The organism is Litorilituus sediminis, from assembly GCF_004295665.1.
Classification (GTDB): domain Bacteria; phylum Pseudomonadota; class Gammaproteobacteria; order Enterobacterales; family Alteromonadaceae; genus Colwellia; species Colwellia sediminis.
Window position 1 is genome coordinate 1,796,100 of the sequence record NZ_CP034759.1, and the last position, 25,056, is coordinate 1,821,155.

The following is a 25,056-nucleotide window of genomic DNA, read 5'->3' on the forward strand; positions in this document are numbered from 1 at the left end:
TCCGCAAGTAATTAACATCAAAGATTAATAATGAAAAGGTTTTAAAAATACAATGTCCAAAATAGCAATTTTAGCCGGTGACGGTATCGGCCCCGAAGTCATGGTAGAGGCGAAAAAAGTATTAGCCACTGTCGCAGAAAAGTTTAACTTTGACATCACAACCCAAGATTATGATGTTGGTGGTGCTGCGATAGATAATCACGGTCATGCCCTACCAGAATCAACCATGGCAGGCTGTATCGCTAGCGATGCTATTTTATTTGGTAGTGTTGGCGGACCTAAGTGGGCAAACTTGCCACCAACTGAACAACCAGAACGTTGTGCTTTATTAGGGTTACGAGGCCACTTTGACTTATTTTGTAATATGCGCCCAGCTACCTTGCAACCAGCATTATCGTCCTTATCAACCTTACGTAGCGATATCTCAGAGCAAGGCTTTGATGTCTTAGTTATTCGTGAGTTAACCGGCGATATCTACTTTGGCGAGCCAAAAGGTCGCAAAGGTGAAGGCGAAGAAGAAACTGGCTTTGATTCTATGTTTTACTCGCGTCGTGAAGTAAAGCGCATTGCTCATTTAGCCTTCCAAGCAGCACAAAAACGTAACAATAAAGTGACTTCTGTCGATAAAGCTAACGTATTAGCAACCAGTCAATTATGGCGTCAAGTGGTTGAAGAAGTGGCGGTTGAATATCCAGAAGTTAGTTATGAACATTTATATGTTGATAACGCCGCTATGCAGCTAGTACGCGATCCAAACCAGTTTGACGTAATGCTATGTCCTAACCTATTTGGCGATATTTTATCGGACATCTGCGCGATGATCACCGGCTCTATGGGCTTATTACCCTCTGCCAGCTTAAATACTGATGGCTTTGGTATGTATGAACCTGCAGGTGGCAGCGCGCCAGATATTGCTGGTAAAGGTATAGCAAACCCGATTGCACAAATTCTATCTGCGGCTTTAATGCTTCGTTATAGCTTAAACCAAGGTGCTGCTGCCAAAGCCATTGAAGATGCCGTAGCTGCCTCACTAGATAACGGCATTTTAACCGCTGACTTACTACCAAGCGATAAGCGCGAACAAGCAAAGTCTACCAGTGAAGTTGGCGATTATATTTGCCAACAAATCATGCAACAAACAATATCTGAGGAGGCATAATTATGGCACAAGCATTAACTATGTATGAAAAGTTATGGCGAAATCACTTAGTTGAAGAAAAAGCAGGTGAAACCCCATTACTTTATGTTGATAGACATTTAATCCATGAAGTAACCTCGCCGCAAGCTTTTGCTAACTTACGCTTTCATAATCGCCCAGTAAGACACCCTGAGCGTACTTTTGCTACCATGGATCACAATATATCCACACGCTCAATTGAAATTAATGCTGCTGGTGAAGGCGCAGCCAATCAATTACGTGCCTTAGAAAAAAACTGTAAAGAGTTTGGTATTCAATTATTCGGTATGGGTCACAAAAACCAAGGTATTGTCCATGTAATGGGGCCTGAGCTTGGTTTAACCTTACCTGGTACTATCATAGTATGTGGTGATTCACATACCGCAACCCATGGCGCATTTGGCGCATTAGCTTTTGGTATTGGTACCTCTGAAGTTGAGCACGTTTTTGCCACGCAAACACTTCGTCAAAACAAAGCCAAAACCATGAAAATTGAGGTGAAAGGTCAAGTTGGCGCTGGTATTAGTGCCAAAGACATAGTGCTAGCTATTATCGGTAAAACCGGTAGTGCTGGTGCAACAGGTTACGTTGTTGAATATTGCGGTGAAGCTATTGAAGCGTTAACAATGGAAGAGCGCATGACAGTATGTAATATGAGTATAGAGTTCGGCGCAAAGGCAGGATTAATAGCCCCAGATCAAACGACCTTTGATTATGTTGAAGGTAAAGAATATGCACCCAAAGGCGAAGTTTTTCAGCAAGCCGTTGAAGACTGGAAACAATTAAAGTCTGATCCAGACGCCCAATTTGATGCAGTAGTGACGCTAGAAGCCAAGGATATCAAAGCACAAGTAACTTGGGGCACCACACCAGGACAAGTGATTAGTGTTGATGGCGTTGTACCATCACCTGATGACTTTGCTGACCCTATTGAAAAAGAGTCATGTATTAATGCATTAAAATATATGGATTTAACCGCTGGTACAAAAATGACTGATATTCAAGTCAATAAAGTATTTATTGGCTCTTGTACTAACTCACGTATTGAAGACTTACGTGCAGCAGCAGGCATAGTTGAGCGTTTTGTCGCTCAAGGAAAGAAGGTTGTTGATACTGTTGATGCCATCATAGTACCAGGCTCTTACCGCGTAAAAGAGCAAGCAGAAAAAGAAGGTTTAGATAAAGTCTTTACCGATGCAGGCTTTGAATGGCGCTTACCGGGCTGCTCAATGTGCCTTGGTATGAATGATGATGTGTTATCAGAAGGTGATCGCTGCGCTTCAACCAGTAACCGCAACTTTGAAGGTCGCCAAGGTCGTGGCAGTCGCACCCACTTAGTTAGCCCAGAAATGGCTGCTGCTGCCGCCTTAACAGGTCATTTTGTTGATTTAAACGCGTAAGCAATATTTAGGAAAGAACAATGGAAAAATTTACTACTCATAACGGTTTAGTGGTGCCATTAGATATCGCTAACGTCGATACCGATCAAATCATCCCTAAGCAATTTTTACAAAAAACCGAGCGTGTCGGCTTTGGCGTGCATCTATTTCATGACAGCCGCTATTTAGATCACGCTGGCACACAGCCAAATCCAGAGTTTATTTTAAATAAACCTGAGTATGCCGACGCGAGCATTTTATTAGCGAGAGAAAACTTTGGCTGTGGCTCTAGCCGAGAGCATGCTCCTTGGGCACTGCAAGAATACGGTTTTAAAGTGATTATTGCGCCAAGCTTTGCCGATATTTTCTACGGTAACTGTATCAACATAGGTATTTTGCCAATAAAATTAACAGAACAAGAAGTAGAGTTACTTTTCCAACACGCCGGAAATGCTGACTTAACACTTGCAATAGACTTACCAAACAATACCGTGAGCTGTACAACATCTGACGGTACAGCGCTTAACTTCTCTTTTTCTCTCAATAAGTTTCAACAGTATAGTTTAGAAGAGGGTGTTGACAGCGTTGGCTGGACATTAAATAAATTAGATGTCATTGAAGCATTCGAAGCAAAAATGCCTGTATGGCAGTAATCACTAGAAAATACTAGTTAGTATCCATTTTAATCTTTAAATGGATGCTAACTTACTCATTAGCATCAAAAATTACATTAATAAAAGTAATACTCTTAAGTGAACATCTGTCAGCATTCTTTACACTTTATATATACTTTTTAATCCTTTCTATAAAAGCTATTCACTAGCCCTTATAGAACGGCATATTAAAATATTGGCCTATAAATTGCTTAGCTGGCACTAATCTTTAATATTTTTACAAACTCGTTACCCAAGGACTTAATAACATGTTAAAAAAACTATGCCAAGCTGCTGCATTTGTTGGCGCTTTTGCTGCATTTACAGCTAATGCTAACTTGATTGAAGTTGATGTAGAATTACAATTATTAACTGATGTATCTGGTAGCGTTAACGACACTGAATACAATCTTCAACGTAACGGCTATATTGCAGCATTTCGCAATACAGATATCATTAACACTATTTTAGCCGGTACTCATGGCAGCATTGCTGTACAGTATATTGAGTGGTCTAGTTCTGATAGACAAAGAACCCAAATTGACTGGTTTTTAATTGATAGTGTTCAATCAGCTAATGCTTTTGCTGATTTAATTGCAGGTATTGTTCGTCCATTTACGGGAGCGACAGCTATTGGCTCAGCCATCAACTACGGTGCGAGCCTTTTTGATACCAATAACTTTACTGCCGCTAAACAGGTAATGGATGTTTCTGGTGACGGTACACAAAATTCAGGTGCAAATACAGCAGCAGCGCGTGATGCTGCTTTAGCCGCTGGTGTTGATACAATTAACGGTATTACCATTGGCGATGCGAGAAATTTACCTCAGTACTACCAAGATAACGTAATTGGTGGTCAAAATGCCTTTCACATGCATGCAGATACTTTTGCAAGCTTCACAACAGGTATCGAAGCTAAGTTAAAGCGTGAAATCAAAGACGCTAACCAAATTCCAGAGCCAAGCTCAATTGCCTTAATTGGTTTAGCTGTTCTTGGTTTATTCGGTAACAGCCGAAAGCGTAAATTAGGCTAATTTAGCAGAATTAACACCAAGGGCAGTAATTCAATTACTGCCCTTTTTTTTACCTAAAATAAACTGCCTAAAACAAATTGGCTAAAATAAATTTTATCAATAGGAAAACTAATGACGCTACCAATTAGTCAATGCTGGTAAGCTAAATAGCTGCCCTTGATAAGATAATATCACTTGCTGTGGTAATATTTCACTGACTTGCAAATCAGCATTAATCATATCCCCTTGATACCTATCTCTGCCATTTACCGTCACCCAGCCTTGACCATCAGAAGCGTAAATATGCTGTTCAAAACTCAAGCTAGGTACACCTTGTTGCACCCAGTTTGGCATTTGCGTTAACGGCTTTATTTGCCTGCTTTGCTCAGGCTGTGGTTGCTCTATTTGTTGAGTATTTTCTACTAGTGGATTTGCTTCAACAGCCGCGTTAAAAAGCGCTAATAACTCAGGAGACACCTCTTCTACTTCAGCTAAATCAGGTGACGTCATATCTTTCTGCGCTAAATCTTGCTGAACTAACCTTGTCTTAGCCGCAGGCGCAACCTTATTGATAGCACTAGTTTGTTGGGCAATTTCCGGCAAAGGCTGCTTATCTGCTGAAATGAGCAATTGCTGTTGTTGTACTTGCTGATTAGTACTCTCAGAGCCTGCAAAAATTTTATCCGCAGTTGATGTGTTCACTTTATCACGGTTTGACCTTAATTCACCGGGAGCTGTTGTACCCAGTTGCTCTGTAGCATCTACAACGGCTTTAGCTTGCTCATTTATTAAAGAGCTAACCTCAGTGCTAGCAACTTCAACTTGAGGTGTAATAGCCTTACTATTTATACTTTCTTGAGCAACTTCCTCAGCTTGTTGTTGGTTAATGCCCTGCCCCCACCAAAAACCAGCCACTAAAACGGTGAATAATCCGCCAGCTACCGCAACAGCGGTTACTATCGGCGCACTATTGCTTGTTTTGCTATGAATATCTTCGCCAAGTACTTGGCTTGCGGCATTAAGCACTGTTTTTTTACTGACAACACTTTCATTTTTATTAAAGGCTAACAATAACGATTGATGACAAAGTAAGTTAACAAGCCTTGGAATGCCCTGAGATAATTGATGTAACTTAGCGATAGCAGAGTTACTAAAAAGCTGACGAGTACAATCAGCAACAAACAGACGGTGACTAATATATTGCTGCAATTCTTGCTTAGTTAGCGGTAAAAGGTGATAACGCGCGGTTATGCGCTGCGCAAGCTGACGTAAATCTCGTCGTTGCAATAGTTGCTGTAATTCAGGCTGACCTATCAATATAACTTGCAGTAATTTTTTAGTGTTGGTTTCTAGATTTGTTAATAACCGCAACTGCTCTAAAACTTCTGCCTCTAAGTGCTGAGCTTCATCAATAATCAGCAAAGTATTTATATCATTCTCATGATTTTTTAATAACTTATCGGCTATTTTATCCGTTAATATTTTCGCCGTGGCGTCACTTTTTCGATAGCGAATTTTTAATTCATCGCACAAGGTTGCTAACAGTTCTTTGCTTGATAGCGTTGGGTTAAGAATAAAAGCAACTTGGGTATTTTCGGGTAGTTGCTCCATCAAGCAGCGACTTACCGTGGTTTTTCCCGTACCTACCTCGCCAGTTAATAGGGCAAAACCACCTGTTTCCGCCAAGCCATAAGTTAAGTGAGCTAAGGCCTCTTTGTGCCTATCACTCATAAACAAAAACTTAGGATCAGGAGAGATTGAAAAAGGTAATTCGCTTAACGCGAAAAAATTGCGATACATAACCAAAACTAGCAAGAAATAAATCAATGCATAGAAATTACCCTGTTGCAGGCAAGATGTCTATGGAAATCACGACGCAGCACGTGAATAACAGCACTATTTTCGATGATTATACTTATGCTGGGCAAAGCCTTTAGATAAGTGGACATTTTCAAGACTAGCAATGCTATCAAAGTCAAAAGGATCAACCTCCTTTTGATGGGCTTTAAGGCTCTGAATAATTCGCTTAGGAAAAAGAAAATAGCCCCTGTACTTACATCGTTTTTGCTGTAATAAAAACAAAGTAACAACAGCAACATACAAAGGCCATAACAATAGTAATACTAGCCAGATATCAGCATAGGCAAGTACTAACATATAGGCGATACACATAATAACACTGTGAAATTGCATCGTTGCCATGCCTTCAAAGCCATAAAACTCAAAGTAATCAAAGCGATTAAAAAACCAATTTCCCTTTTTGCTTCCCGATTCATTTTGATATTTAAATTCTCGCATAGCTTCCTTAAACTTCCACTGTACCTGTATAAAGTCTTTATATAAAAATATCTTACCCTAAGAATGTTTTCAAAAATATACACTTATCATTAATAACTTACTTATTCGCGGTAAAGCCAGTTAAGAACATATCGCAGCATTAGCAAGCCCTATTTAATTTAACTATGATAAACTTGATAGTATATTATTCTTAATTCTGAGATTTTCTGCTTGCCTCATTCTAACACTTCATATCAATCACCATTAGAAACTTACCTTGTCGGCGGCGCTGTGCGCGATAAACTCCTAAATCGCGCCATCAAAGATAAAGATCATCTTGTGGTTGGGGCAACAGTTGAACAAATGCTAGCTTTAGGTTTTCAGCAAGTAGGTAAAGACTTCCCAGTGTTTTTACACCCAGAAACGAAAGAAGAATACGCCCTTGCCAGAACAGAGCGTAAACAAGGCCAAGGTTATACTGGCTTTAGCTGCTATGCTGCCCCCGATGTCACCATTGAAGAAGATTTAAAGCGTCGCGATCTTACCGTGAATGCTATGGCCATGGCTGACGATGGTAGCATTATCGACCCTTATAACGGCCAGCAAGATATAGAAGATAGAGTGCTACGCCATGTCAGCGAGGCTTTTATAGAGGACCCACTAAGGGTATTGCGCGTGGCTCGCTTTGCCGCCCGTTATCATAGCTATGGTTTTACTATCGCCGATGAAACCTTGCAATTAATAACAAACATTAGTAACAGTGGTGAACTAGCAAGTTTAACAGCTGAGCGAGTTTGGCAAGAAATGCAGCTCAGCTTAGCCGAAGATAACCCGGAAGTATTTTTCCAAGTATTACACCATTGCCAAGCTTTAAAAGCACTATGGCCAGAGCTTGATGCCTTATGGGGCGTGCCCAACCCAGCCAAATGGCACCCAGAAATTTGCAGTGGTGTGCATACCATGATGGTGTTAAAACAAGCGGTGAAGCTCACAAATACATCAGCATTTAAGGCAAACAATGAGCAAGATAAAATACGCGTTCGTTTTGCCGCATTATGTCACGACTTAGGTAAAGGACTGACACAACAGGAAAAATGGCCAAGCCATCACGGTCATGAAAAAGCAGGCCTACCTTTAGTTGAAAAAATTTGCCAAGAGCTAAAAATTCCCACCCAATATAAGCAACTAGCACTCAAGGTTTGTGAACATCATTTACATTGCCATAAAGCCTTTCAGCTAAGAGCAAATACCTTATTGAAAATTTTCAACCATCTTGATGTTTGGCGAAAACCCGAAGAATTCCCACTGTTTATTCTTGCTTGCAAGGCTGACTTTTTAGGGCGCTTAGGCTTTGAAGATCGCCCTTACCCACAAGAAGAATTTTTAGCTCAAGCTATGCTTGCCGCCAGCCAAGTCAATGCCAAAGCTTTTATTGAGCAAGGTATTACAGGTGCTGCGATAAAAGATGCTATGACAAACGCCAGACTAGCGGCAATCAAACAAGTGCAACAAGCATTTCAACAATAGCAAGCCTTGTAATTTCAGGGTAAACACATAGCAATGCCTCACCTTATTGCATTGCAATTTATTGCTGATAGTTTACAAACAACAACATTTTCTTTGCTTGTCATTGGCTAAAATCTCTACAGACTCAATAGAGGAGATTAGACAATGAATATACAAAATGTTTCTTCAATGAATGGCATTGGCTATCATCTAAATTACAGTAATGAGCCTATCGATCGGGTAGAACAAGCTCGCTTGTCTAGTCAACAGTATCTAAACGATTTTATCACGCCAGAGCAAAAACAAGCGATTGCAGAGGCTGTGAAAGAAAAGCAATCTCAACAACAGGATGAGATCAAATCTAATTATCAAACAGCGAAAGATATTGAATTAGCGCAAGCTTACTATCAACAGCAACAAAAAGTGATTGATACTTATATGCAGGCAAGCTCTGACGAGCAAACTAGCCCAAGCTCTGATATAAATGCCTTATCGCTATTAACTGATTACTATATCGATAAATATCATAGACACAATGACATTAAAGATAGCTTAAATGAGTTAGGAGAGCTTATCGCACCTCCTGCTATCATGCCTTATGTGTCTGAGCAAACTAGCGTTGTCAATCAACAGAAGTTAGCTGCTTACCAGAGTATTACCGAGCTAAACAACCAACACTATTTACATTTAAGTGTTTAATATGGCTCACAACACAAGGTTAAGCGCATGCTTAACCTTGTATGCATTTCATAATGGCTAACTCAATATTTAAGCACTGTGGTAACCACAGCCATAATGTTAACGCCACGATATAAGCAGTGGTTGCATCAAAAAATAAACCAAGCAAGCTAGCCAAGTAAATAACAGCGCGATTTAAATGCAACAAATATTGACGTTTTCTTTCAGCACTCATAACACCCTCCCATATCAAAGCCTGTTAGTCGATATAAGGTCTCAGCTGAGACGCTACAAGCTATAAACACAGTCTTCATGGTTACTTATATCTTTTGAACAAGCATAACTTGAGCCAATTTCTCTGCATAAAGTGAGCAAAATTTTGTCGCCACTTTGTCACTGCTCTCTGCATTTCCGCGAGAACTAGATAAAACTAGATAAAACTTAGCAACAACAAGGCAAAGCCAGCCTAGCTATGTTAAAATAATAAGCTACAGGATGTTGTTTTTACTGAAAGTGTTAATTTATTTTCAAACGATAAATTAACAAGTAGTCAGCTTCATGAAGACAATGGAAATAAATAAAATCACTTTTGATGTATTTATCTTATGAATAAATGTCTCTCTGCTACCACCACCTTCGTTAATAATATTTTAGCGAAAGATAATAATTTCAAAATTCTACTAAATACTCTACCCGATCTGATCTGGCTAAAAGATCCTGATGGCATTTACCTCTACTGTAATCATGAATTTGAGCTGTTTTTTGGTGCCACTGAAGCTGAAATCGTCGGTAAAACAGACTTTGATTTTGTTGATGCCACACTGGCGCAATTCTTTCGTGATAATGATCTAAAGGCCTTAAATTGCGATAAAGCCACAGTTAATGAGGAGTGGGTTTCCTATGCTGCTATCAAGAAAAATGTTTATTTAAAGACCACTAAAACACCTATGTATAGTGCCGATGGCAAATTAATTGGCGTGTTAGGCATAGGTCACGACATTACTCACTTAAAAGAAACTGAGGGCAATCTACGCTTTGCCAATAATCAACTGAGCAAAATAGCCTGTACCGATGGCTTAACCAACATTCCTAATCGTCGTGCCTTTGATAAGCACCTAAATCAGCAATGGAATTTTTGTAAACGAGAACAAGTACCGCTCGCTTTATTATTGATTGATGTCGATTTTTTTAAAGAGTATAACGATCACTACGGTCATATTTATGGCGATCGCTGCCTAAAGGATTTAGGTAAGCTACTCAGTAATGGTGGCTACGCCAATCGTCCTAACGACTTTTCTGCACGTTTTGGTGGCGAAGAATTCGCTGTTATTCTCAGTGCAACGAACCTGCAATACGCTTATGAAATAGCCGAAAATATCCGCAACGATGTCTTTAACTTATGCTTAGCTCATGAAGCAAGCAAAGTTACCCAGCTAAGCCAAAAGAATATCACCGTAAGTATTGGCGTAGCGGCAGTCACTCCCAAAGAAAAGAATGATGAACTAACACTGTTACATTTAGCCGATACAGCCTTATACCAAGCTAAAGCTCAGGGGAGAAATATATCCATAAAGCAAGATTGCCAATAACACTTAGTAAAGCTTTCTCTTACTAAGGAGTCACCATATACTAAGGAGTCATCATAGTCCGAAAGGTAAGATTAATTCGAGGCTCTGTTACCTTTTTACTTGGCGCTAATCGATGCAACCAGTGTTTTTGTGTTTCTCCCTGCATCACCAATAAACTAGCATGCTTTAATAACACATCCACAGTTTGCTTATTTTGCTTATGCTTAAAGGAAAACTTTCGCTCAGCTCCAAGCGACAACGATGCTATAGCGGCATTTTCTTTAAGCTCTTTTTCGGCATCACTATGCCAAGCCATCGCCTCTTCACCATTATGATATAAATTTAATAAACAAGCGTTGTAGGTTTCATTCGTTTTGCTCTCAACCAAAGCTTTTATTTCAAGTAAGGTGTTAAACCAAGGCAATGCCTGTTTTGTCACCCCAGAGTAAGTGTATTGAAAAGGTAAATCGGCATACCAAGCTACCTTACGCTTTGTCTCAATTAACTTGCCATACACTAATGCTTGATCATGTTGCCATGCAACTTGTTGAAATAAAGTATTGAAATACGCTTTTGCCAAACTATCTTCTATCACTTCACCATAATAATAAGCTTTACCATCACAAGGTAAAATATTGATAGGGTCGATAAGTTCTGGCGAAAATAAATCCATAGCTGAGTAATATCAAAGGCATACATAATAAGCGCTAGTGTACCTAAATTTAGCCTTTAACGCTTTACAAATAAAAAAGCCCCTTGAACCAATGCGGCTCAAGGGGCTTTACTTTAATATGTTATAGCGATATAGCTAGAGTAATAACTACTGCTTAGTTGCGTTTACTTCTGCATCGGCGTTATCAAGCGCTAGCTTGTAACCAAACGATACATGGTGATAACGAGCACTTGAGTAATCATCATGTATTGCAAAGCCAAAGTTATACACTTTACCTGGTTCAATGCTGACATCACCAGCTTTGTCTGATTTCAACTTGCGTTTCACGATAACCGACCAAGTACCACCATTTAACGATGCTTCAACTTCAGCACCTTGACCACCGTGCATGCTACGCTCAGCTAAGATTTGACCATCTTCAACTTTCTTAGTACCTGAACTATAACGTACTAAGTCCATATATTGATTACCATCTTGCGCCGCTTTAATGTCACCTTCGCCTTTAAGCTTGTCCCAGCCGCCCAGTGCTTTACCACCTCGACCTTTCAGCTCTAGCTTAGTACGAGACTCTTTCACATACTTAGTAACACCTGATTTGAAATCTAAACGTTTAGCTAAATCACTGCCTTTTAAGGTATCCATGTCTGGTGCAAATGGCATAGTGTTAGCATCTGCGTGACACGTTCCCCAACAACCTGCTCTATCAGCATATTCTGCTTCATCGGTTGCAATCATAAAGGCTAATTTCATTGGGTTTTCAGGGTCCATTTTGCCGCCATCTACAAATGGTACAGGCGCATGGTCACCATCAGCCCAGCTAAAGCGTAAGTATAAGTTTTCATCATCATGAGTGGCATCAATAGTGACATCGAAGCTACCACGCTTACCTGGAATAACATTCGGTTCAAGCTCTTTTTCACTTTCACCTGAAACGATATTATTACCGATATCAGCGATTTCTTCACTATGACACTCTAAACAACGGTCGCCTTTGCTAAAGGCACGTTTACCACCATGGTTGCGACCTAGTATCCATTCAATTGACGCTGTACCTGGGTAGAATACACCAACATCCGTTGAATTTGCTTTACCCCAATCAACATTAATGTTGCTTGCACCTGCTGATGCGCCTGCCGAAGCACTGTCACCACCAGCACTAGCGCCAGCACTGGCTAATGCACTTGCTACAGCTGCTTTAATTTTTTCATCAACTTTCGCTTTTTCTGCTGCTTTATCTGCTTTTAATTTAGCGGCTGCTGCAGCTTCTTTCGCTTCAATTCTTGCTAAACCATCTTTATACGCCTGTGGTACTTCACGAATATAAGCTGGATTTGGTGCTTCAATTTCTTCTAGTTGCTCATCTGTTAACTTATGTCTTACGTCTGTATGAGCAATACCTTTATGACAATCAATACATGTTTGTCCTGTTTCAAAGGCATTTAAATGCTGCTTACGTGCGCGAGGCTTTTGGAACTCAGGGTTCATCGATTCAAAGTTGTGACAGTTACGACACTCTCTTGAATCAGTTTCCTTCATTGCTTTCCATACATTTTGCGCTAAATCGAATCTGTGCTCTTCAAATTTCTCTTTGGTGTCAATTTTGCCCGTTAACCAGAAAAAGACCTCTCTTGAAGCCTGAATTTTACGAACAATTTTATGGATCCATGGACGCGGTACGTGACAATCAGGACAACCTGCTCTTACACCCGTACGGTTAGAATAGTGGATCGTTGGTGTATATTCTTGGTAAACGTTGGCTTCCATCTCATGACAGCCAATACAAAATTCTGTGGTGTTTGTGGCTTCCATGGCAGTGTTGAAACCACCCCAGAACATAATACCAACAACGAAAAATATAACGGCACCGGCAACGGTCGTACCTAGCACTAATCGGCGTGACCAAAAGCTAGGTTTTGTAAATGTGTTATTTGCCATAATGAACTCGTGATTGTTAATGTATACAAATTAACGTGTAAAGGGAGTAATAACTGTGTTGCTTGTCCGCCTTGACCACACCTAAAACTTACTTCCTGCAACCAATTTGTGATGTCCTATCTCCAGAACTTACTTTCATCCTGAAAGTAAAAGGGGCATGACATCCGCCATGCCCTTTATATCAATAAAACTTATCTTAAGTTTTATTACCTACAACTTAGGTTTTGTGGTTAATACGGTTAGAAACGTTGAACTTACCTGTTGGGGTAGTTAAACCTTTAATACGCGCTTTCTCTTTAAGCGTTTTTGCATCGTAAACCACGATTTCACCTGTTGGGTTTGAGTTATCAGTACGGTTCCATACAGATACCCATACTTCTGAACCGTCAGCACTGAATTCCATGTGAAGAGCTGCTTTACCTTCTTCTTCAGTTACACGGATAGTCTTAACAATTTCACGAGTTTTCTTATCGAATACTTGTACTGATTGTTGTACTTCTGGCTCTGGGTGTTTAAGTTGGTCAGCCCATACGTAGTCTGAAGTTGGGTGAGTACGGATGAATACACCAGCACCGTCAGTTTCAACTTCATAACATAGTTTCCAAGCTTGATCAGGGTGGTTGATTGGGTCATTACCCCAAACAGATACTAAACCAACACCTAAGTGAGTTGTTGCACCAACAGGACCACACTCTTTATCAGTCCAGTTAGCACCAGGACCTGGGTGAGGTAAGCTGTCTACGTCAATCATCATCTCTAACTTAGCGTCTTTAGTATCAACAACAACCATTTTGTTTGATGCGTTAGCAGCGATTTGGAAGTAGCGACCTGAAGGGTCGAAGAAACCATCGTGTAAGAATTCAGCAGATTCCATCGCAGTAATTGTTAAGTTGTCTAAGTCTGAGTAGTCAACTTGTAACATTTTACCTGTTTCTTTAACTGCAACGATGAAAGCAGACTCATTTGGCGCAGTGTAAATTGCCGCTACACGAGCTTCGTTAATGAACTCACCTTTAGTGTTGTAACCACGAGTAGACACAACTTTAAGTGGGTTTAATGTTTCAGCATCCATAATTACGAAATGCGCAGGCCAGTAACCACCAGCAATTACGTATTTACCGTCACCTGATACCGCGATATCACGTGCGTCATATGCCATCTTAGTTTCAGCAACTAACATTTTCTCAGGTTTTTGCCATAAATCGATCTTGTTAACTTTACCGTCACGACCGATTGTGTACCAGAAACGACCTACATCTTTCGCGTGGTCTTTCTTATGGTGCTCTGTACCTTTAATTACGTGTACCGCATAACCAGTGTCGATGTGAGTAACGATTTTCTTAGTGTCACCGTCAACAATTGCTGCTTTACCTGCATCACGCTCGATTACAACGAAGAAGTTTTTCCAGTTTAAACCGTGTAATGGTTTAGTTGGGTAATCTTTAAGGGCAACGTACTCTTTTGTGTGAGAGCGCATTTGCTCTAAAGACATTTCTGGTGGCACAGGTGGTTTCATTTGGATGAAGGTTGCTAAGTTAGCAATTTCTTGCTTAGTGAACAAATCATCAAAGTTGTTCATACCGCCTTCAGTACCCAAAGCAATAATTTTTTCTAAACGCTTTTGACCTTTTTTAAGCATGTTCTTAGGCTCTAGGTTTTTACCTGTAGCGCCTTTACGTAGAACACCGTGACAACCTGCACAACGTTGGAAGTAGTGTAATTGTGCTTTTTCAAAATCAGCTTCAGATAAAGTTGGTTCAGCTGCTGATACTGACATGCTAACGCCGCTAGCTGCCATACCAATAGCAAGTCCAAGAACTGAAAGACTATACTTTACTTTTTTCATCGGTTACTCTCCAGATGTTATTTTAAGTGCTTTTCTAGGTCAGCCTTATAAGAAATACAAAACTTTCCTATGTTTTAATGTTTATATCAGCAGGTTACTTTTCTTGACCAAATCTACTGATATAAGCATTAAAAACGACAGAATTGGAAAACTTGCCTAAACTTGAAACAGGAACAAAAGACCAATTTTGTGTAACTAATTATTACTATCGGTCAATTTTGACTTTGAAAATGTGATGCAGATCAAGTTTGAAAAAAAATAACGCTTAATGACTAGACAACTTGATCAAGGTCAATAAATCATTCCACTTTAATGAAAATAATTACCACACAAAGTGTTTAAGACTATTTAAACAACTCATTAACCTCATTATTTTTAAGGGTATTGTTTATGAACAATCGCACCAAATCATTTATTTACGCAGCTGTTATAGGTCTGATCATAGTAGCAATATTCTTAGGATTTCTTTCTAGCTTAGCGAATCCTATTTCATGGATCTTGATCGCCGTATTGATCATGATCCCCATGCTCTATAAAAGGAAAGGTCAAGACAACCAAGTACAGTGGCGAGAAGAATACAGTGTTGGTATCACTCACATTGACAATGATCACAAAAAGCTAATCTCACTATTAAACCAATTTAGCATGGCTTACGATTACGCCATGAGCGAAACCTTCGAAAAAGAAGCGCTAGAGGAATTAGTTAGCTATACCAAGTATCATTTTGAACGTGAAGAAAAACTGATGAGCGAAAACGACTACCCTGACTTTGAAGCACATAAAGCACAACACGAGCAAATGATTGCCCAAGTAGAAGAGTTTGTGCAGCTATATAATGAAAAAGGTCATGATGCCTTAAATGAAATAGTAGAGTTCCTTACCGGCTGGCTAATCAACCACATTAATGGTACCGATAAACAATACAGTGAACACTTACATGAACGCGGTGTTTACTAAACTCAACTAGACTAAGCTAAGCTAAGCTAAGCAAAATAACTTAAGCAAAGCCGGCTTGTTAACTCAAACAAGCTGGTTTTTTTTGCCCTAAAAACATAAAGACATCTGTTGATATATAGTTGATATTGCAAAGATTTGATCAAAATCAAATTATTGTCTTAATTTCAATTTATCCACTGACAGCAAAGAGACATATCGAGTAGAGTACCTACTCTACTTAACCACACTTATAGTAAGGATATTATTCATGAGTGTTTCTAATAAAACTAAATCAGCTCTTTTCTATGTTGTTATCTTATTAATGTCATGTGCTATCGTATTAGCCTTTGTTTTTCCATCACCACTTGTGGCCGTATTACCCGTTGCGCCAGCATTAATGTTGATGCCGATGCTACGACAGAAACACATTAGGCAAATCAAATGGTCAAACGACTATAACTTAGGTATAGATTATATCGATGAGGATCATAAGAAATTAGTTCATCTTCTAAACCAATTTAGTATTGCCTATGATTATGCTCAATGTGAAGAATTCGAGCGTGATGCCTTACATGAACTAGTGCGCTATACCAAGTATCACTTTAGACGTGAAGAAGCGCTGATGGAAGAATATGGCTATCCAAATCTTGAAGCGCATAAAGAAGAGCACAAAGCTATGATAGATGCGGTTGATGGTTACGTGAAAATTTATCAAGAGCAAGGTCATGAATCTCTAAAACAAGTCACTAACTTATTAGAGTTTTGGTTAATAAATCACATCAAAGAAGCCGACAAAGAATATAGCAACTACCTTGAAAGATTAGGTGCTGATGTCTTTGACATCGACTAAGCTAACCATATTATGGCTAGGCGTACCTCAATTATGCCTAGTCATAACAAAAATCCCCTTTAGGTGATTTAAATCAAATTATCCCTGGCAAAGATTTGCAAAGCATGATCTTTGACAAAAAAGCCCTACAGCGAACATGGTAATGTGTCTCCAAGCTTAAAAACTGTTTGGACACCTACTATGAATATAGCAAGATTGAAGCCTCACCTATCGCCAAGCTTAGTGGCAGTGCTGGCTATCGCTAACATCATTTTCTCACCAATGAGCCATGCCAGCGATAAAAAACCGCTTACCGATGAAAGAAAAGCACAGTTAACTCATATTGTTAAACAAGATTGTGGCTCATGTCATGGCATGACCTTAAAAGGTGGTTTAGGTCCAGCCTTACTTCCTGAAAACCTTGAAGGTAAGAACGAATTATTTTTGCAATATACCATCTTACACGGTCGCACCAGCACAGCTATGCCACCATGGAAAAGCCTTTTAACTGAACAAGAAGCCTTATGGATTGCCGAGCAATTAAAACAAGGCGCAATGGCTGAAAAAGCCAATTAGCCAATAGCAATAAGTTAAAAGTAAAAGATTAATAGAAGGAATCAAGATGAAAAACACATTACTCAAGTTAGCCACAGGCATAGTATTAGGCTCAGCATTAACGGCTTGTGTTAACACAGCGCAAACAAGCAATAATGCAGCATTACGCTCAACCGGTGATATGGGTGTCATTATTGAGCGTGCCACAGGCCAAGTTCAAATCGTTAACCACACTAACAAGGATGTATTAGCTGAAATTGACGGTTTAGGCGATTTATCACATGCCTCCATTGTTTACTCACGCGATCAACGTTATGCCTATGTTTTTGGTCGTGATGGCGGTTTAACTAAGGTTGATATTTTAAAAGACAAAATAGATAACCGTGTGATTCAATCAGGTAACAGCATTGGCGGTGCCATCAGCCAAGACGGCAAACTTGTTGCCGTGTCAAACTACACCCCAGGTGGTGTAAAAGTGTTTAACGCCGATACCTTAGAGCTAGTCGCCACCATTGATGCCACAGAGCTAGTTGGTAAGCCAAAAAATAAAGACGGCAGCTCAGTTCGCTCAAAAGTGGTTGGCTTAGTGGATGCACCAAACCATCGCTTTATCTTTAGCTTATTCGATAGCCATGAAATCTGGATTGCAGATTTCTCCGGCCATGATAAAGGCGAAGAGATGAAACTAACCAAGTTTACTGACATTGGCTACTTCCCTTACGATGCCTTAATGAGCCCAGATGGTCGCTACTACATTGCCGGTCTTTTCGGTGAAGATGGCATGGCAATGTTAGATTTATGGCATCTAGATAAAGGCGTTACCCGTATTTTGAAAGATTACGGTAAAGGCGATAAAAAATTACCTGTCTATAAAATGCCACACTTAGAAGGTTGGGCAATGGCCGGCGACTACGCTTTTATGCCAGCCGTTGGTCAACACAAAGTATTAGTTGTTAACACCAAAACTTGGCAGCAAGTGGCTGAAATTCCTGCGCATAGCCAGCCAATTTTCGTCATGGCTCAGCCTGACAATCGCCAAATTTGGGTTAACTTTGCTTATCCAGATAACAACACCATTCAAGTATTTAATACACAAACCTTTGAGCTAGTTAAAACACTAACACCAGGGCCAGCAGTATTACATATGGAATTCACGCCACGTGGTGAGCATGTTTGGATGTCGGTACGTGACAGCAACGAAGTACATGTTTATGACACTCAAACCCAAGAGCTATTAAAAACTATGCCATCAAAAAGCCCGAGCGGTATTTTCTTTACTAATCGCGCACACCACATTGGATTATAATTATGTCATTAACTAAGAGAGCAAATGCCGAGTTTATTACTCAGCTACAACAAGACATTATCAATAACTTTCAACGCGGTTTGCCTTTATCTGAACAGCCTTATCTCTGCATAGCTGAGCAGTTAAGTGTTAATGGCAATAGCTACACAGAGCAAGATGTTTTTGATGCCATCATGCAGCTTGATGAGTTAGGTGTTATCTCGCGTATTGGCCCAGTATTTGACCATAAAAAAGCCGGCGCTAGTACCCTTGCTGCCATTGCGGTACCGCCAGCTGAGCTTGATAAAGTGGCTGGTATAGTCAATCAATTTGAGCAGGTTAACCATAATTACGGTCGCGAACATGACTTTAACTTATGGTTTGTGGTTACCGCCAGCGACCCAGTCGCCTTAAACAACACCATTAAAAAAATTGAAGCCTTAACTGGCTACCCAGTATTAGTGCTGCCAATGGAAGCTTCGTATCATATTGATTTAGCCTTTGGCATTAATATCACCAATGTGCGCAGCCCAATTGTTAATGCACAGCACCTTGAGCTTTATCACAATTTAGCTAAGCAAGACTTTATTGCCCCACTAAGTGAGACGCAAAAAAGCCAGCTACGAAACGGTATCGAAAAAGGTTTAGCCAAAAGCCTGCAACCTTATGCTGAGCTTGCTCAACTTATCAATGCCAAGCAAGCGCAAGTATGCCAGCAAATTGCCCTTTGGCATCAAGATGGTTTAATTCGCCGCTTTGGTTTAGTGATCAAACATCGCAGCTTAGGTTTTAACGCCAATGCTATGGTGGTGTGGAATATACCTGATGAAGACATTGATACCATTGCTAATCAACTAGCTAAATGTCCTGAAGTCTCCTTATGTTATCAAAGACCACGCCGTTTGCCTGATTGGCCTTATAACCTATTTTGCATGATCCACGGTCGCGATAGAGACATAGTCCTAAGACAAATAGCACAAATTACTCAGTCATTAGGCTTAGCTCATATTGAAAAGAACGTATTGTTTAGCTTTAAAGCCTATAAACAAAACGGAGCAAAATACGGTAGAGGACGCGCTCATGGATAAAAGCACCGCAAAACGACGCGAAGTAGCCCAGCTAAATGAACTAGATAAAAAGCTAATTAACTTACTGCAACACGGTTTACCTGTATGTGAACGCCCTTTTGCGCAAATAGCTGAAGAAGTTAACAGCACAGAAGATGAAGTCATCGAACATCTAACTGCCCTGCGCGAACAGCGAGTATTAACACGCTTTGGGCCAATGTTTGATGCTGCTTGTCTTGGTGGTGCTTTTACCCTAGCGGCACTTGCTGTACCAGAGCAAGATTTTGAAAAAGTTACCGAACAGGTCAATAGCTTTGAGCAAATTGCTCACAACTACAAGCGTGATCATGACTACAATATGTGGTTTGTTATCGCCACCGAAGCGAAGGAAGAAATAGAACAAGTAGTACTCGCCATAGAAGAAAAAACAGGGCTTAAGGTGCTTAATGTACCTAAACTAAAAGAGTTTTTTGTTGGCCTTTATTTGCCTGTTTAATAGCGATTTACGAGAAATACTATGTCTGAAGAAATGAACGGATTAACAGAGCTAGAGCGCCAATATATTCTAGCCACGCAAAATGGCTTGCCTATTACCAAAGAGCCATATCATGCGATTGCTAAGCAACTGGGTATTAGTGTTGATGAAGTGTTAGCGCTCACTAAAGATTTACAAGCACGCGGCATTATTCGACGCATCGCAGCAGTGCCTAACCATTACAAACTAGGTTATCAGTACAATGGTATGACAGTTTGGGATGTAGATGATCAGCAAGCAGAAAAGTTTGGCGATGCCGTTGGCCGTTTACCCTTTGTAAGCCATTGTTATTTAAGACCGCGTTTTTTACCCGGTTGGAATTACAACTTATTTGCCATGGTGCACGGCAAAACCCCAGAAGAAATTCAACAACAACGAGGTCAGATCAAAGAATTGTTAAAAGACGTTTTAGTCGAGCGCAATAATGATTCAAGTCAAAGCACGCACTATAAAAGCAATGTTATGTTAACCAGTACAGAAATACTAAAGAAGACTGGTTTGCGACTAAAAAATAAAACAGCGTAACTGTTACAGGCAAGCCACTTTCGAGAGCACAAGGCATAACGATTATGTTTAGAATTTCACAATTATTAAAGACATTACATGACGATATGGTTGACTTTAAGCCAGTCAAACCATCAAGAAAAATGCCAGGTCCTGTGGTAATTTGGAACTTAATTCGTCGCTGTAATTTACGTTGTAAACATTGTTACTCCACATCATTAGATATTGATTTTAAAGATGAGCTAACAACCGAACAAATTAAAGCAACCATTGATGATTTAAAAGTTGCCCACGTTCCAGTGCTCATTTTATCAGGCGGTGAACCACTGCTTCGTCCTGATATTTATGAAATTACTGCTTACGCAAAAGAAAAAGGCTTCTATGTTGCCTTATCAACCAATGGCACGTTAATTGACGAGTCTAATATCGACCAAATTAAAGCCGCCAATTATCAATATGTCGGTATTAGTATTGATGGTTTAGAAGAGTTTCATGATGAGTTTCGTCGTCAAAAAGGCAGTTTTAAAACCTCAATGCATGCCATCAAGCTTTGCCAAGAAGCCGGCATAAAAATTGGTATGCGTTTGTGTTTAACACGTGAAAACTTTGACGATTTACCTGCCATGCTTGATTTAATGGAAGAGTACAAAGTCGATAAGTTCTACCTATCTCACTTAAACTATTCTGGTCGTGGTAAGCGCAATGCTGAAAACGATGCCATGTTTAAAATGACTAAAGATGCCATGGAGCTGCTTTACGAGCGTGCTTGGTCACATATTTCACAAGGTATAGATACCGATTTTGTTACTGGTAACAATGATGCTGATGGTCCTTTCTTACTACAATGGGCAATGAAAAAGTTTGGTGACAGTCACCCAGAATGTGTTGCCAATTTAAAACAACGCTTAATCAACTGGGGCGGTAATGCCAGTGGCGTTAATGTTGCTAACATTGATAATACTGGCACCATACATCCAGACACATACTGGTGGAATCATCCCATTGGTAATGTAAAAACACAAAAATTCTCAGAAGTTTGGCGCGATACCCAAGATCCATTAATGTTAGGTTTTAGAGAAAGCCCAAGACCAGTAAAAGGTCGCTGTGCATCTTGCGAGCATTTAGCTATTTGTGGTGGTAACACCCGAACACGTGCCTTTGCACAATCGGGCGATGCATGGGCAGAAGATCCGGGCTGTTACCTAAATGATGTAGAAATTGGCCTAATGAGCCAAGAGCAATTTGATAACAATAAAGCATTAAACATCCCTATGGTGGAAGTAAACTAAGCCAAGCTAATTCCTGACAGCTGGCCTAGTAGAAAACGATATAAAAATATTTTTCACTTTGACTGCGAATACCAATCAAAGTTGAAGTAGAAAGCGAGAGCAAAAACATGACAAATTTAAGCAAGGTTAATTTAGAAATTTCATCAAAAGGTAAGTCAGTGCTAAATAAAGGCGAAGTTGCCTTAGTTGGCTCTGGCCCAGGTGATGCAGAGTTACTGACTATACGTGCGATGCGTTTTATTCAACAAGCAGAAATCGCCATTTACGATCGTTTAGTAAGCGAAGAGATCCTTGCGCTACTACCTGAAGATTGCGAGCGTTTTTATGTTGGTAAAGAGCAAGCAAAACACTGCGTACCGCAAGATAGAATTAATGAAATTTTAGTGGAACAAGCCAAACTAGGTAAAAAGGTTTTACGCCTTAAAGGTGGCGACCCATTTATCTTTGGTCGTGGCGGTGAAGAAGCTGAGTTTATGCTACAACGTGGCGTTAGCTGTCATATTTGCCCAGGCATCACCGCAGCCTCTGGCTGTACAACCTACGCAGGTATTCCACTAACTCACCGTGGTGTTGCCCAAGGTTGTACTTTTATCACAGGTCATATTCAAAATAACGGCCAATTAAACTTACCTTGGTCAAGCTTAAGTAATGCTAGCCAAACAGTGGTGTTTTACATGGGTATCAATACCTTACCTAAAATTGCTGAAGAGTTAGTAAACCATGGTCGCAGCGCTGATACACCAGCAGCGTTAATTCGCAAAGGCACACAACCAGAGCAAAAAACTTACCGCGGTACTATAGGTAATTTGGCTGAGCTAGTTGAAAAACACAATATTACCCCACCAACTTTAATTGTGATTGGTGACGTGGTGAATCAATTAACTGAGCAGCAGTTATCTACGCCAGGTTTCTTAGATGCCAATGATTACATTCAAGCACAGGAAATCAAATCAGCGTAAACACGCCTTAGCAACAAAGCTCAAGCTACTCTGAGATACACTGAGGGTAGCCAAGTCATCGATAGGATCAGTCTATGAAATACTCCTTTGCTATCAACACTGCCATTGGCCTCATCTTATCTCTTGGCGCATTCCACAGCGCAAATGCTCAAGTTAGCAAAGAAGATAACAGCCAAGCTGAAAAACTCTATCAGCAGCACTGTCAAAGCTGTCACGGTGTTGACCGATTAGGTGCTATGGGGCCTGCACTATTACCAGAAAACCTCGCCCGCTTTAGAAAAAACAAAGCCATTAAGGTCATTAACAAAGGTCGTGCAGCAACACAAATGCCAGCCTTTAATAAAACCTTAAGCAAAGCCGAAATTGAAGCTTTAGCGAGCTATATCTATACGCCATCAAAAGCTTCGCTTAGCTGGACAATAGCGGATATTAACAAATCAAAAGTTGAACACTTTGACCAAAGTAAGCTGCCTAATGAAGCCCAGTTTGATGCTGACTTAATGAACTTATTTATTGTGGTTGAACTTGGCGATCATAGTGCTACTTTACTTAATGGTGATACTTTTGAGCGTTTAGATCGCTTTAAAACTCGCTTTGCTTTACATGGTGGCCCTAAGTATTCACCAGATGGACGCTTTGTATTCTTCGCATCACGTGATGGCTGGATCAGCAAGTACGATATTTATAACCGCAAAACCGTTACCGAAGTTCGCGCGGCCATTAACACCCGTAATATCGCCATTTCAAGTGATGGTAACTACTTAATCGTTGGTAACTATTTACCGAATAATGTGGTGATTTTAAACACCAGTGATTTATCGCCAATTAAAGTGATTGATGCTAAAGACAGCGACGGCGTCAGCTCTCGGGTAAGTGCTGTTTATAACGCGCCACCTCGCCATAGCTTTATCGTAGCTTTAAAAGACGTAAAAGAAGTATGGGAAATTCCCTACAGCGATAAAGGCGGCGTTGAAGTTTATAAAGGCTGGGCACACGATTATAAAAATGAAGCTAAAGCCGAGGGGTGGAAGCTAGAGCATCAATTCCCAGTACGTCGCATTAAAACTGACGATGTATTAAATGATTTCTTCTTTGACCCTGAATACATCAACCTCATTGGTACCGCGCGTAACAGTCATAACGGCCAAGTAATTAACCTAGACACCAAGAAGAAAGTGGCCTCTATTGCTTTAACCGGCATGCCACACCTAGGTTCTGGTATCACGTGGGATTACCAAGATAAAGAAGTCTTTGCTTCGCCAAATATCAAAGAAGGGAAAATTACCGTGATTGATATGGAAAGCTGGCAGGTCATTAAAGAGATTCAAACTGAAGGCCCAGGTTTCTTTATGCGCAGTCACTCTAACTCGCCGTATGCCTGGACTGATGTATTCTTTGGTCCTAACAGCGACAAGGTACACGTAATTAACAAAAGTACCTTAGAGATTGTGAAAACCTTAGCGCCTTCACCGGGTAAAAATGCCGCTCACGTAGAATTTACCAAAGACGGAAAATACGTACTACTTAGTGTTTGGGATATGGATGGCGAGCTTATCGTCTACGATGCCAACACATTAGAAATCATTAAACGTATGCCAATGAAAAAGCCATCAGGCAAGTACAATGTTTACAACAAAATCAATTATGAAAAAGGCACTAGCCACTAAGCATTATTGTTTTGCTTTCATTTTGCTTAATGTAAACACCTTAAAAAGCTTGAGCCATGCTCAAGCTTTTTTGTTTTCTTATGTTGCTAGCAAAAAATTAATCATAAAGTTATATATAGCAATGAGTTAGCTAATTTGTTATTAATAACTGACTCTTAGAAGTGCCCAATCTATAGTCAGAAAAGCATAAATTGAACAATATTGAACGATTATACATATAGGAAAAGTTATGAAACGGATTGAAGTTGAACAACTAATTAGAGATTTTTGTTCTGGAGATAAGGATATCAATATGAATGAAATTAAAGACGCTTTTAAATTGCTAAATATAGAACATGAAACCACCTCAGACTACATTTTGCAGTTATATGACATTCCAAATAATGAAAAAGAAAAAGCTGAATACATAGATACTGCTATCAAAGAGTTTAGGAAAATGCATACAGCAATAAATATATAATTAGTTACTATAGTGAGATAAATATAGTTTGTATTTATCTGTGCATTCTATATTTTAGACACACGAACAATTATTCCTAAATAGAAATTTATCAATACAATAGTGCCTGCAATTGAAGAAGCTCATAATTTTCTCAGTATGTTTATACCTGATATCATGTGGTGATTATCACGTATCTAACCATTTATTTAAACAATATTGCTCTGACAAAAACTTGTTGGCCAGTTTATTTTTGAGCAAGAAGGTTTGACTCATGGTTTCTTTA

At 39.9% G+C, this 25,056-nt stretch carries 24 protein-coding genes; 18 read left to right on the top strand and 6 right to left on the bottom strand.

The features are described from left to right. Positions 1-52: 52 nt before the first annotated feature. From leuB to EMK97_RS07990, 4 genes are all read left to right on the top strand, one after another. Positions 53-1,159 carry a 3-isopropylmalate dehydrogenase gene (gene leuB, locus EMK97_RS07975; protein WP_130601032.1) on the top strand — a complete coding sequence of 369 codons (1,107 nt, stop codon included), beginning with the start codon at positions 53-55 and terminating at the stop codon, positions 1,157-1,159. Positions 1,160-1,161: 2 nt separating this feature from the next. Further along, entirely contained in the window at positions 1,162-2,577 is a 1,416-nt protein-coding gene (gene leuC / locus EMK97_RS07980) for a 3-isopropylmalate dehydratase large subunit (RefSeq protein ID WP_130601034.1), read from the top strand. A gap of 20 nt (positions 2,578-2,597) precedes the next feature. Then, on the top strand, positions 2,598-3,209 hold the full coding sequence (gene leuD, locus EMK97_RS07985; RefSeq protein ID WP_130601036.1) for a 3-isopropylmalate dehydratase small subunit: 612 nt from the start codon (positions 2,598-2,600) through the stop codon (positions 3,207-3,209). 269 nt (positions 3,210-3,478) lie between these two features. Continuing rightward, complete coding sequence (locus tag EMK97_RS07990; protein ID WP_130601038.1) at positions 3,479-4,243, top strand: DUF1194 domain-containing protein; 765 nt, start codon at positions 3,479-3,481, stop codon at positions 4,241-4,243. Between the two features lie 117 nt (positions 4,244-4,360). On the opposite strand, the gene EMK97_RS07995 is transcribed toward EMK97_RS07990, so the two are convergent. Together EMK97_RS07995 and EMK97_RS08000 are read right to left on the bottom strand one after the other, a co-directional pair. After that, on the bottom strand, positions 4,361-6,022 hold the full coding sequence (locus EMK97_RS07995) for an AAA family ATPase (protein ID WP_130601040.1): 1,662 nt from the start codon (positions 6,020-6,022) through the stop codon (positions 4,361-4,363). Between the two features lie 96 nt (positions 6,023-6,118). Continuing rightward, on the bottom strand, positions 6,119-6,520 hold the full coding sequence (locus EMK97_RS08000; protein ID WP_130601042.1) for a hypothetical protein: 402 nt from the start codon (positions 6,518-6,520) through the stop codon (positions 6,119-6,121). Between the two features lie 210 nt (positions 6,521-6,730). On the opposite strand from EMK97_RS08000, the gene EMK97_RS08005 reads away from it, so the two are divergent. Together EMK97_RS08005 and EMK97_RS08010 are read left to right on the top strand one after the other, a co-directional pair. Then, positions 6,731-8,026, top strand: a complete 1,296-nt coding sequence (locus EMK97_RS08005; RefSeq protein ID WP_130601044.1) for a multifunctional CCA addition/repair protein — start codon at positions 6,731-6,733, stop codon at positions 8,024-8,026. A 144-nt stretch (positions 8,027-8,170) separates the two neighbouring features. Beyond that, on the top strand, positions 8,171-8,704 hold the full coding sequence (locus EMK97_RS08010; protein WP_130601046.1) for a hypothetical protein: 534 nt from the start codon (positions 8,171-8,173) through the stop codon (positions 8,702-8,704). Positions 8,705-8,735: 31 nt separating this feature from the next. On the opposite strand, the gene EMK97_RS08015 is transcribed toward EMK97_RS08010, so the two are convergent. Then, positions 8,736-8,918 (bottom strand): hypothetical protein, encoded by a 183-nt coding sequence (locus EMK97_RS08015; RefSeq protein ID WP_130601048.1) that lies wholly within the window; start codon positions 8,916-8,918, stop codon positions 8,736-8,738. A 370-nt stretch (positions 8,919-9,288) separates the two neighbouring features. Between EMK97_RS08015 and EMK97_RS08020 the strand changes: the two genes are divergently transcribed. Continuing rightward, entirely contained in the window at positions 9,289-10,272 is a 984-nt protein-coding gene (locus EMK97_RS08020) for a sensor domain-containing diguanylate cyclase (RefSeq protein WP_130601050.1), read from the top strand. 40 nt (positions 10,273-10,312) lie between these two features. Here the strand turns inward: EMK97_RS08020 and EMK97_RS08025 are convergent, their stop codons facing one another. From EMK97_RS08025 to EMK97_RS08035, 3 genes are all read right to left on the bottom strand, one after another. Then, complete coding sequence (locus EMK97_RS08025) at positions 10,313-10,924, bottom strand: alpha-ketoglutarate-dependent dioxygenase AlkB family protein (RefSeq protein WP_130601052.1); 612 nt, start codon at positions 10,922-10,924, stop codon at positions 10,313-10,315. Between the two features lie 147 nt (positions 10,925-11,071). After that, entirely contained in the window at positions 11,072-12,859 is a 1,788-nt protein-coding gene (locus EMK97_RS08030) for a NapC/NirT family cytochrome c (RefSeq protein ID WP_130601054.1), read from the bottom strand. 217 nt (positions 12,860-13,076) lie between these two features. Continuing rightward, the gene (locus tag EMK97_RS08035) at positions 13,077-14,705 is read right to left on the bottom strand and encodes a cytochrome D1 domain-containing protein (protein WP_130601056.1); all 1,629 of its coding nucleotides are present in this window, start codon (positions 14,703-14,705) and stop codon (positions 13,077-13,079) included. A gap of 390 nt (positions 14,706-15,095) precedes the next feature. Here EMK97_RS08035 and EMK97_RS08040 point away from each other — a divergent pair, with 390 nt between their 5' ends. The 11 genes from EMK97_RS08040 (at position 15,096) to EMK97_RS08090 (ending at position 24,791) form a co-directional block, all read left to right on the top strand. Further along, positions 15,096-15,662: a bacteriohemerythrin gene (locus EMK97_RS08040; RefSeq protein WP_130601058.1), complete on the top strand. Its 567-nt coding sequence runs from the start codon at positions 15,096-15,098 to the stop codon at positions 15,660-15,662. Between the two features lie 247 nt (positions 15,663-15,909). Further along, the gene (locus tag EMK97_RS08045; RefSeq protein WP_130601060.1) at positions 15,910-16,491 is read left to right on the top strand and encodes a bacteriohemerythrin; all 582 of its coding nucleotides are present in this window, start codon (positions 15,910-15,912) and stop codon (positions 16,489-16,491) included. A 180-nt stretch (positions 16,492-16,671) separates the two neighbouring features. Further along, positions 16,672-17,046, top strand: a complete 375-nt coding sequence (locus EMK97_RS08050) for a c-type cytochrome (protein ID WP_246028912.1) — start codon at positions 16,672-16,674, stop codon at positions 17,044-17,046. Positions 17,047-17,092: 46 nt separating this feature from the next. Continuing rightward, complete coding sequence (locus EMK97_RS08055; RefSeq protein ID WP_130601062.1) at positions 17,093-18,331, top strand: cytochrome D1 domain-containing protein; 1,239 nt, start codon at positions 17,093-17,095, stop codon at positions 18,329-18,331. A gap of 2 nt (positions 18,332-18,333) precedes the next feature. After that, positions 18,334-19,398 (top strand): siroheme decarboxylase subunit beta, encoded by a 1,065-nt coding sequence (gene ahbB, locus EMK97_RS08060; protein ID WP_130601064.1) that lies wholly within the window; start codon positions 18,334-18,336, stop codon positions 19,396-19,398. Further along, positions 19,391-19,873, top strand: coding sequence for an Lrp/AsnC family transcriptional regulator (locus EMK97_RS08065; RefSeq protein ID WP_130601066.1), 483 nt, complete (start codon positions 19,391-19,393; stop codon positions 19,871-19,873). The genes ahbB (EMK97_RS08060) and EMK97_RS08065 overlap by 8 nt, the downstream gene beginning before the upstream one ends. A 21-nt stretch (positions 19,874-19,894) precedes the next feature. Continuing rightward, positions 19,895-20,437: a siroheme decarboxylase subunit beta gene (gene ahbB, locus EMK97_RS08070; protein ID WP_211342284.1), complete on the top strand. Its 543-nt coding sequence runs from the start codon at positions 19,895-19,897 to the stop codon at positions 20,435-20,437. A gap of 44 nt (positions 20,438-20,481) precedes the next feature. Beyond that, a complete protein-coding gene (gene nirJ / locus EMK97_RS08075; protein ID WP_130601068.1) occupies positions 20,482-21,705 on the top strand; it encodes a heme d1 biosynthesis radical SAM protein NirJ in 1,224 nt (407 codons plus the stop codon). 107 nt (positions 21,706-21,812) lie between these two features. Then, a complete protein-coding gene (cobA, locus tag EMK97_RS08080; RefSeq protein ID WP_130601070.1) occupies positions 21,813-22,664 on the top strand; it encodes a uroporphyrinogen-III C-methyltransferase in 852 nt (283 codons plus the stop codon). A gap of 74 nt (positions 22,665-22,738) precedes the next feature. Beyond that, positions 22,739-24,331 carry a nitrite reductase gene (locus EMK97_RS08085; protein WP_130601072.1) on the top strand — a complete coding sequence of 531 codons (1,593 nt, stop codon included), beginning with the start codon at positions 22,739-22,741 and terminating at the stop codon, positions 24,329-24,331. Between the two features lie 229 nt (positions 24,332-24,560). Then, on the top strand, positions 24,561-24,791 hold the full coding sequence (locus tag EMK97_RS08090) for a hypothetical protein (protein WP_130601074.1): 231 nt from the start codon (positions 24,561-24,563) through the stop codon (positions 24,789-24,791). Positions 24,792-25,056 lie beyond the last annotated feature (265 nt).

Bases quoted from the DNA above. Each gene is read 5' to 3' on its own strand.
- leuB (WP_130601032.1), top strand. From the start codon at position 53: ATGTCCAAAATAGCAATTTTAGCCGGTGACGGTATCGGCCCCGAAGTC.
- leuC (WP_130601034.1), top strand. From the start codon at position 1,162: ATGGCACAAGCATTAACTATGTATGAAAAGTTATGGCGAAATCACTTA.
- leuD (WP_130601036.1), top strand. From the start codon at position 2,598: ATGGAAAAATTTACTACTCATAACGGTTTAGTGGTGCCATTAGATATC.
- EMK97_RS07990 (WP_130601038.1), top strand. From the start codon at position 3,479: ATGTTAAAAAAACTATGCCAAGCTGCTGCATTTGTTGGCGCTTTTGCT.
- EMK97_RS07995 (WP_130601040.1), bottom strand. From the start codon at position 6,022: ATGTATCGCAATTTTTTCGCGTTAAGCGAATTACCTTTTTCAATCTCT.
- EMK97_RS08000 (WP_130601042.1), bottom strand. From the start codon at position 6,520: ATGCGAGAATTTAAATATCAAAATGAATCGGGAAGCAAAAAGGGAAAT.
- EMK97_RS08010 (WP_130601046.1), top strand. From the start codon at position 8,171: ATGAATATACAAAATGTTTCTTCAATGAATGGCATTGGCTATCATCTA.
- EMK97_RS08015 (WP_130601048.1), bottom strand. From the start codon at position 8,918: ATGAGTGCTGAAAGAAAACGTCAATATTTGTTGCATTTAAATCGCGCT.
- EMK97_RS08020 (WP_130601050.1), top strand. From the start codon at position 9,289: ATGAATAAATGTCTCTCTGCTACCACCACCTTCGTTAATAATATTTTA.
- EMK97_RS08025 (WP_130601052.1), bottom strand. From the start codon at position 10,924: ATGGATTTATTTTCGCCAGAACTTATCGACCCTATCAATATTTTACCT.
- EMK97_RS08030 (WP_130601054.1), bottom strand. From the start codon at position 12,859: ATGGCAAATAACACATTTACAAAACCTAGCTTTTGGTCACGCCGATTA.
- EMK97_RS08035 (WP_130601056.1), bottom strand. From the start codon at position 14,705: ATGAAAAAAGTAAAGTATAGTCTTTCAGTTCTTGGACTTGCTATTGGT.
- EMK97_RS08040 (WP_130601058.1), top strand. From the start codon at position 15,096: ATGAACAATCGCACCAAATCATTTATTTACGCAGCTGTTATAGGTCTG.
- EMK97_RS08045 (WP_130601060.1), top strand. From the start codon at position 15,910: ATGAGTGTTTCTAATAAAACTAAATCAGCTCTTTTCTATGTTGTTATC.
- EMK97_RS08050 (WP_246028912.1), top strand. From the start codon at position 16,672: ATGAATATAGCAAGATTGAAGCCTCACCTATCGCCAAGCTTAGTGGCA.
- EMK97_RS08055 (WP_130601062.1), top strand. From the start codon at position 17,093: ATGAAAAACACATTACTCAAGTTAGCCACAGGCATAGTATTAGGCTCA.
- ahbB (WP_130601064.1), top strand. From the start codon at position 18,334: ATGTCATTAACTAAGAGAGCAAATGCCGAGTTTATTACTCAGCTACAA.
- EMK97_RS08065 (WP_130601066.1), top strand. From the start codon at position 19,391: ATGGATAAAAGCACCGCAAAACGACGCGAAGTAGCCCAGCTAAATGAA.
- ahbB (WP_211342284.1), top strand. From the start codon at position 19,895: ATGTCTGAAGAAATGAACGGATTAACAGAGCTAGAGCGCCAATATATT.
- nirJ (WP_130601068.1), top strand. From the start codon at position 20,482: ATGTTTAGAATTTCACAATTATTAAAGACATTACATGACGATATGGTT.
- cobA (WP_130601070.1), top strand. From the start codon at position 21,813: ATGACAAATTTAAGCAAGGTTAATTTAGAAATTTCATCAAAAGGTAAG.
- EMK97_RS08085 (WP_130601072.1), top strand. From the start codon at position 22,739: ATGAAATACTCCTTTGCTATCAACACTGCCATTGGCCTCATCTTATCT.
- EMK97_RS08090 (WP_130601074.1), top strand. From the start codon at position 24,561: ATGAAACGGATTGAAGTTGAACAACTAATTAGAGATTTTTGTTCTGGA.